Raw genomic sequence first — 4,726 nt, 5'->3', positions numbered from 1 at the left:
CCGCCGTACCGACCGCAGCGGTACGGCAGGGGCCCTGTCCGTTTCCCGGCCGACAGCGGCGGGGTCGTATGCGCGGCCACGGGACAGCCCGTGGGGAACGGTCGCCCCCGGCGAGCCCTGCCGCCGTGACGCAGTTGCGAGGGCATCGCACCTGGTCAGCGCGGGTATCACAGCCATAGCCGCAATGGGTTCCGCGTGCCACTGTGGGGTGCCATGGAGGGAAACCGGCACCCGCGTCCACACGACCACCACCACGATCACCCGCACCCGCACAGCGATACGGGACACCGGCACCCGCACAGCGATACGGGACACCGGCACGGGCGGCGGGACTCCCGTGCGGCCCGGCTGCGGCACCGGCTGGCGCATCTGGTCACTCCGCACAGCCATGCGGCCGGTGACAAGGTCGATGCGGCGATGGAGACTTCGCGCGACGGGATGCGCACGCTGTGGATCTCCCTCGCCGTCCTGGGGGCGACCACGGTCGTCCAGGCCGTGATCGTCGCGCTGTCCGGGTCGGTGGCGCTGCTCGGGGACACGATCCACAACGCCGCCGACGCCCTGACCGCGGTTCCGCTGGGCATCGCGTTCGTACTCGGCCGACGGGCCGCGAACCGCCGCTACACCTACGGCTACGGCCGCGCGGAGGATCTGGCCGGCATCGTGATCGTGGCGACGATCGCCGCCTCCGCGGTCGTCGCGGCCTATGTGTCCGTCGACCGGCTGCTGCACCCCCGCGACCTCACCCACCTGGGAGCGGTCTCCGTGGCCGCGCTGACCGGCTTCGTCGGCAACGAGTGGGTGGCCCGCTACCGCATCCGCACCGGACGCCGGATCGGGTCGGCCGCGCTGGTCGCCGACGGACTGCACGCCCGCACCGACGGATACACCTCGCTCGCCGTCCTCCTGGGCGCGGGCGGCGCGGCCATCGGCTGGCGGGCGGCCGACCCGGTCGTCGGTCTGCTGATCACCGCCGCCATCCTGCTGGTCCTCAAGGACGCCGCCCGCGAGGTCTACAGCCGCCTGATGGACAGTGTCGACCCTGCCCTCGTCGACCTCGCGGAGCGGACACTGCGCGGGGTGGACGGTGTGCGGGACACCGGGCAGATACGGATGCGGTGGATCGGCCACGCCCTGCGCGCCGAAGCCGACATCGTCGTCGATCCGCACCTGACCGTCGTCCGGGCCCACCGGCTGGCCGTGACCGCCGAGCACGCCCTGATCCACGCCGTACCGAGGCTGACCGCCGCGACCGTCCACATCGACCACACCCCCGCGGGCGGCGATCCGCACGCGGCCCTCGCCCACCACAGCGGCCGGCCGGATGCGCTGCCGGCGGTGGCCGACGGGATCGGCCCCTGACGGCACAGGCGCGGGTCAGTGCCGGGTGCCGTGCCGGGTGGTGGCGGACAGGGCGACGGACGCGCCCGCTCCGGTCGCCAGTACGGTGGCGAGCGCGATCACCGCGGCACCGAGGCCGAAGCGCTCGGTGGCGAGGCTGAACAGAATCGAGGGCACCCCCATCCCCAGATAGCCGATGACGAAGTACACCGCGAGCACCCCGGCGCGGGACGCGGGCACGGCGACCGCCGCGCCGATGGCGACGCCGCCCTTGAACAGCAGGCCCGCGCCCGCGCCCGCCACGGAGACCGCGACGAGGAGGAGCCCGAGCCCGGGGCGGTGGATCGACAGCGCCGTCAGGGTCAGACCGGCCGGGAAGACGGCGGCACCGAGGAGAAGGGTGCGGGCAAGACCGAGCCGCCCCGCCACCAGCTGGGCCGCCGCTGCGGAGGCGAACATCAGGAACGGTGTGAGACCGGCGATCAGGTGGGAGTCGATCCCCAGCCTGCCGCGCAGCACGGTCGCGCCGAGTGAGGACACGAAGCCGAGCAGCGCGAAGGAGAAGAAGCCCATGGCGGCGGCAGCGCCGAACGCCCTCCCCGTTCCGGGCAGCAGGGCGAACCGGCTCGGACGGTGGTCCTTCCGCAGCCTGTGGTCCACCGTCTCCGGGCTGGACAGCACCAGCACCAGGCTGATGGCCATGACAACGGCGAAGGCGGCCTGGGTGGTCACCAGGGGAGCGGGACCCCAGGTGGCGATGGCCCCGGCGATCAGCGGGCCGAGCGCGAGTCCCCCGAGGTTCGCCGCGGTGGCCACGGTCGCCGGCAGCGCGGACACCCGGCGTCCGGGATGCGCCTCGCGGTAGAGGTCGTGCAGATAGGTGGTCGCGGTGGAGGCCATCAGACCCACCCCCACACCGTTCAGCACCCGGCCCGTCAGCAGCCCCGGCAGGCTGGGCCACGCCATGAGCACGATCGCGGCGGCCAGCCCGACGACCAGGGCGGGCACGATGATCCGCCGCCGGCCGAACCGGTCGGACAGATGCCCCAGGGTCAGGAAACCCACCGCGGCGCCGGCGACCATGGCCGTGAACGCGATCGTCATCGTGGTCGTGCCGAAGTGGTCCCGCGTCGCGTACAGGGGCCAGAGCGGGGTCGGCGCGGTACCGAACGCCATCAGCACCATGAACGCCACCGCGGCGAACCAGAACCCGAGGCCGTGCGAGACACGCCCCGCCCGTACGCCCACGGTGCGCGGCTGCCCGCCGGGGGCGGCGCGGGTCACGGTCCCGGTCACTGACGGGGCCGGTGCCACTGACGGGGCCGGTGTTACGGACACGCGAATCCACACTCCTCGGTCGGCTGCTCGCTCGCTCCATGCTCATCCCGGCCGTGGATCGCGTCCAACGATAGTTTCGGATAGGTTCGATCCGGATAGGAGATCGAGCGCCATGGAACTGCGACATCTTGAGTACTTCGCGGCCGTCGCCGAGGAGCTGAACTTCACTCGTGCCTCCCGTCGCCTGCATGTGGCACAGTCCGGGGTGTCCACCGCGATCCGCGCCCTGGAGCGGGAGCTGGGCGCCGCCCTGTTCGAGCGCACCTCACAGCGTGTCGCGCTGACGAGCGCGGGCCTGGCCCTGCTGCCCGAGGCGCGCGCCACCCTGGACGCCGCACAGGCGGCCCGCGACGCCGTACGGGAGGCGGACGGCAGCCTGCGCGGCACCGTCACCGTCGGTGTCATCAACGGCACGGGCCTCGTCGGTATCGATCTCCCCGGGCTGCTCGGGCGCTTCCACACCCACCACCCCGGCGTCACGGTACGGCTGCGGCTGGAGCCCACGGGGTCCGCCGGACTGACCCGGGCCCTGCTCGCGGGCGATCTCGACGCGGCGTTCCTGTCGTTTCCCGGCGCCGCGCCCGCCGGGGTGGCCGCCCGTGCGCTCCTGACGGATCCCCTGTGTCTGCTCGTGCCGGCGGACCATGCGCTGGCCCGGGGGAGCGAGGTGTCCCTGCGCCGGCTCGCGGATGAGTCCTTCATCGACTTCCCGCCCGGCTACGGCAACCGGGAGGTGGCCGACCGCGCCTTCGCCGCGTCGCACGTGGAGCGCCGCGTCATGCTGGAGGTCCTGGACTTCGTGACGGCCGCCGCGTTCGTACGGGAGGGGCTCGGGCTCGCGTTCGTGCCCCGGTTCGCCGTCCCGGACGACGCGGGCCTGCGGGCGCTGACCGTCGCCGACGACTCGCTCCGCTGGTCGCTCTCGGCCGCCACATCGGCGACCCGGCGCCCCAGCGCCGCCGCCCGTGCCCTGCTGGGCCTGATCGACCACTATGTGCACACACCGGCCGACGTGCACACACCGGCCCCACCACCACGGGCGGACAGCGCCCCCGGGCCCGGCTGACCCCGGCCCGGCTGACCCCGGGTCCGGTCCGTCCCGGCCCCGCTCCGACCCCGGGAGCCGGTGTCCCGATCACCTGGGGGACGGCCCGTAGACTCGCCGGATGGCGAAGTACTTCGACGTTCACCCCGAGAATCCCCAGCGGCGCACCATCAGCGGTGTGGCCGACAGCATTCGATCCGGCGCGCTCATCGCGTATCCGACGGACTCCTGTTACGCGCTGGGGTGTCAGCTGGGCAGTCGCGACGGCCTCAGCCGTATCCGGTCGATTCGACAGCTGGACGATCGTCACCACTTCACCCTGGTGTGCCAGAACTTCGCGCAGCTCGGTCAGTTCGTCCAGGTGGACAACGATGTGTTCCGCGCCATCAAGGCGGCGACCCCCGGCAGCTACACCTTCATCCTCCCGGCGACGAAGGAGGTGCCCCGGCAGTTGCTGCACCCGAAGAAGAAGACGGTCGGTGTACGGATCCCCGCCCACACCGTGGCCCAGGCGCTGGTCGCCGAACTCGGCGAGCCGCTGCTCTCCAGCACCCTGCTCCTGCCCGACGAGGAGGAGCCGCTGACCCAGGGCTGGGAGATCAAGGAGCGTCTCGACCATGTGGTGGACGCCGTGGTCGACTCGGGCGACTGCGGCACCGAGCCGACGACGGTCATCGACTTCTCCGGCGGTGAGGCCGAGATCGTACGCCGGGGGGCGGGCGACACCGCGCGGTTCGAGTAGCCGCGGGCGGCGGGTCCGTCAAGAGGTGCGGCCGGGCGCTGCCGGGTGCCGCACCGTCCGGCCGGGCCGGAACCGCCCGCACTGAGTGGAATCACGAACTCCGTTACCTTTGGCGCGAGTTGGGACAATGGTGCGGTGATTCGGCGTTTGTGTCCCCGGTCCGAGGGCATCGAATCGATGCGTCTGCGGGCGGGCGGGCGAGTGGGCCCGCCCGTCGCGCGTATCGGAACTGGCCGAGGGGTGGGGCATGGGGTCGGAAG

4 protein-coding genes are annotated in these 4,726 nt (G+C 72.7%); 3 read left to right on the top strand and 1 reads right to left on the bottom strand.

The window, feature by feature from the left end; genetic code table 11:
- Window positions 1–213: 213 nt before the first annotated feature.
- Window positions 214–1,362, top strand: a complete 1,149-nt coding sequence (locus tag ACWF94_RS33805; protein ID WP_453497440.1) for a cation diffusion facilitator family transporter — start codon at window positions 214–216, stop codon at window positions 1,360–1,362.
- A gap of 15 nt (window positions 1,363–1,377) precedes the next feature.
- On the opposite strand, the gene ACWF94_RS33800 is transcribed toward ACWF94_RS33805, so the two are convergent.
- Window positions 1,378–2,625, bottom strand: coding sequence for an MFS transporter (locus ACWF94_RS33800; RefSeq protein ID WP_453497437.1), 1,248 nt, complete (start codon window positions 2,623–2,625; stop codon window positions 1,378–1,380).
- A gap of 166 nt (window positions 2,626–2,791) precedes the next feature.
- Between ACWF94_RS33800 and ACWF94_RS33795 the strand changes: the two genes are divergently transcribed.
- Together ACWF94_RS33795 and ACWF94_RS33790 are read left to right on the top strand one after the other, a co-directional pair.
- Window positions 2,792–3,745 (top strand): LysR family transcriptional regulator, encoded by a 954-nt coding sequence (locus ACWF94_RS33795; protein ID WP_453497434.1) that lies wholly within the window; start codon window positions 2,792–2,794, stop codon window positions 3,743–3,745.
- Window positions 3,746–3,845: 100 nt separating this feature from the next.
- Window positions 3,846–4,466, top strand: coding sequence for an L-threonylcarbamoyladenylate synthase (locus ACWF94_RS33790; RefSeq protein ID WP_453497431.1), 621 nt, complete (start codon window positions 3,846–3,848; stop codon window positions 4,464–4,466).
- Window positions 4,467–4,726 lie beyond the last annotated feature (260 nt).

The organism is Streptomyces sp. NPDC055078 (genome assembly GCF_053607985.1).
This window is presented reverse-complemented; position numbering and strand designations above follow the sequence as displayed.

Excerpts from the sequence above, each read along its gene's own strand:
- ACWF94_RS33805 (WP_453497440.1), top strand. The coding sequence starts at position 214 with ATGGAGGGAAACCGGCACCCGCGTCCACACGACCACCACCACGATCAC.
- ACWF94_RS33795 (WP_453497434.1), top strand. The coding sequence starts at position 2,792 with ATGGAACTGCGACATCTTGAGTACTTCGCGGCCGTCGCCGAGGAGCTG.
- ACWF94_RS33790 (WP_453497431.1), top strand. The coding sequence starts at position 3,846 with ATGGCGAAGTACTTCGACGTTCACCCCGAGAATCCCCAGCGGCGCACC.